This is a genomic window from Intrasporangium chromatireducens Q5-1, from assembly GCF_000576575.1.
In the GTDB taxonomy this organism is placed as follows: Bacteria; Actinomycetota; Actinomycetes; order Actinomycetales; family Dermatophilaceae; genus Intrasporangium_A; species Intrasporangium_A chromatireducens.
In genome coordinates, this window is the sequence record NZ_AWQS01000398.1 from 1 (window position 1) to 2,309 (window position 2,309).

Annotated in this window: 3 protein-coding genes; all 3 read left to right on the top strand. The window is 69.1% G+C overall.

Translation table 11 applies throughout. The features are described 5' to 3' along the window. On the top strand, positions 1-826 hold an 826-nt coding region (locus N864_RS21550; protein WP_051518909.1), incomplete at its 5' end, for an ABC transporter permease. Between the two features lie 4 nt (positions 827-830). Further along, positions 831-1,841: an ABC transporter ATP-binding protein gene (locus N864_RS21555; protein WP_034722290.1), complete on the top strand. Its 1,011-nt coding sequence runs from the start codon at positions 831-833 to the stop codon at positions 1,839-1,841. After that, on the top strand, positions 1,825-2,309 hold a 485-nt coding region (locus tag N864_RS21560), incomplete at its 3' end, for an ATP-binding cassette domain-containing protein (protein WP_034722294.1). The genes N864_RS21555 and N864_RS21560, both read left to right, overlap by 17 nt.

Consider the following 2,309-nt stretch of genomic DNA (forward strand, 5'->3'; position numbering starts at 1 on the left):
GGACCTCGTGACCCGGCCGCGCTTCGCGGTCCCCGGCTTCCTGGTCCTGCTCCTCATCCTCATGGCCGCCTTTCCCGGACCGATCGCGGGCCTGTTCGGCCACGGCGACCCCTACGACTGCGACCTGAACCGAAGCGGCATCCAGAGCGCCCCCGGCCACCCGTTCGGGTTCGACATCCAAGGCTGCGACCTCTACACCCAGGTCGTCCACGGCGCCCGGCCCTCGATCACCATCGCCATCGTCGTCACCGCCTCGTCCACCGCCATCGCCATCGCCCTGGGCCTGGTCGCCGGCTACTACGGCGGCATCGTCGACCTTGCCCTCGGCAGAGTGATCGACGTCTTCTACGGATTCCCGTTCATGGTCGCCGCCATCGTCATCCTCACCGCGCTCGGCTCCCACGGCATCTGGGCCGTCTCCGCGACCCTGGCCGCGTTCTCCTGGCCGACCATGACGCGCCTCATGCGCTCGACGGTCATCGCCACGAAGAACCTCGACTACATCAAGGCCGCCCGCGCCCTGGGTGCCTCGAACCTGCGGATCATGTTCCGGCACATCCTGCCCAACGCGTTCGCCCCCGTACTCGTCCTTGCCAGCCTCACCGTCGGCGGGATCATCGCCGGCGAGGCGAGCCTGACCTACCTCGGTGTGGGCCTGAAAGCCCCCTCAATCTCGTGGGGTGTGCAGCTGAACACGGCGCAGAGCTACTTCAACAGCAACCCCAACCTGCTGATCTACCCGTCCCTGTTCCTCTGCGTCACCGTCCTCAGCTTCGTACTGGTCGGCGACGCGGTGCGCGACATCCTCGACCCGAAGAGCCGGTGACTCCATGACCCCAGCTTTCGCGCGGCCCGCCACGGCGCCCGCCCTCCTCGAGGTCGACAACCTGGCCGTCGAGTTCCGTTCCCGTGGGGGCAGGCGGGTCCACGCCGTAGAAGCCCTCTCGCTCAACGTGCACCCCGGCGAATGTGTCGTCGTGCTCGGCGAGTCCGGGTCCGGCAAAAGCGTCACTGCCAAAGCCGCCATGGGCCTGCTCGAGCCCACCGCGCACATCACCGCAGGGACCATCCGCCTCTCCGGGGTCGACCTGCTCGGCAACGGCCCCGCCATGCGGCAGGCCCGTGGTGAGCAGATGGCAATGGTCTTCCAGGACTCACTCAGCGCGCTCAACCCGGTACAGCGAGTCGGAGCCCAGATCGCCGAGATGTTCCGCGTCCATCGCGGGCTCGGCCGCCGAGAGGCTTGGGCCCGCGCCGTCGACCTCATGCGCGACGTCGCGATCCCCGACCCAGAGCGCCGCGCGCGCGACTACCCGCACCAAATCTCCGGCGGCATGCGCCAGCGCATCGTCATCGCCATGGCGCTCTCCCTCGACCCGCAGGTGCTCATCGCCGACGAGCCCACTACCGCACTCGACGTCACCGTCCAGTCGGGGATCCTCCAGCTGTTCCGACGCCTGGCCGACTCCGGCACCGGCCTGCTCTTCATCACCCACGACGTCGGCGTCGCGGCCGAGATCGCCGACCATGTCGTCGTCATGTACGCCGGCTCCGTCATGGAAAGCGGACCCGCCCGGGACGTGCTCACTTCGCCGAACCACCCCTACACGCGGGCCCTGCTCGCCTCGGTACCTCGCATCGACCAAGCGGGCGCCCGTACCCCCATCCCCGGCGGCCTGCCCGACCCGGCCCATCGACCCACCGGCTGCCTGTTCGCCCCGCGATGCCCGCTCGCGCAGCCCGAGTGCCGAAACACACGGCCCGTGCTCGAGCACCAGACGCCCGACCGGCAGGCCGCCTGCCTGAGAGTGGAGGAGCTGCTTCATGTCGACGTCATCTGACGTGCTCGTGAATGCGACCGGCCTCATCAAGCACTACCCGGCCCGCGAACCGGGCATCCGCGGCCGCAAGCTCGCCATCAAGGCCGTCGACGGCGTCGACGTCGAGCTGCGAACGGGGGAGTGTCTCGCCCTCGTCGGCGAGTCCGGCTGCGGCAAGAGCACGCTCGCCTCGCTCCTGACCAACCTCGAGCCCCCCACCAGCGGAACCATCTCGGTCGGCAACGACAGGTGGGGGACCAGCCCCAAGGCAGACCGGCGACTGCGTCGACGGATCCAGATCGTGCTGCAGGACCCCTACTCGGCCCTCAACCCGCGGATGACCGTCGATGCGATCCTCCGGGAACCGCTCCAGATCCACAGCGACCTCGTGCCAGCTTCACACCGCACCGAGCGGGTCGTCGAGCTCCTCGAGATGGTCGGCCTGAACGCGTCCCACCGCCACCGCTATCCCCACGAGTTCTCCGGCGG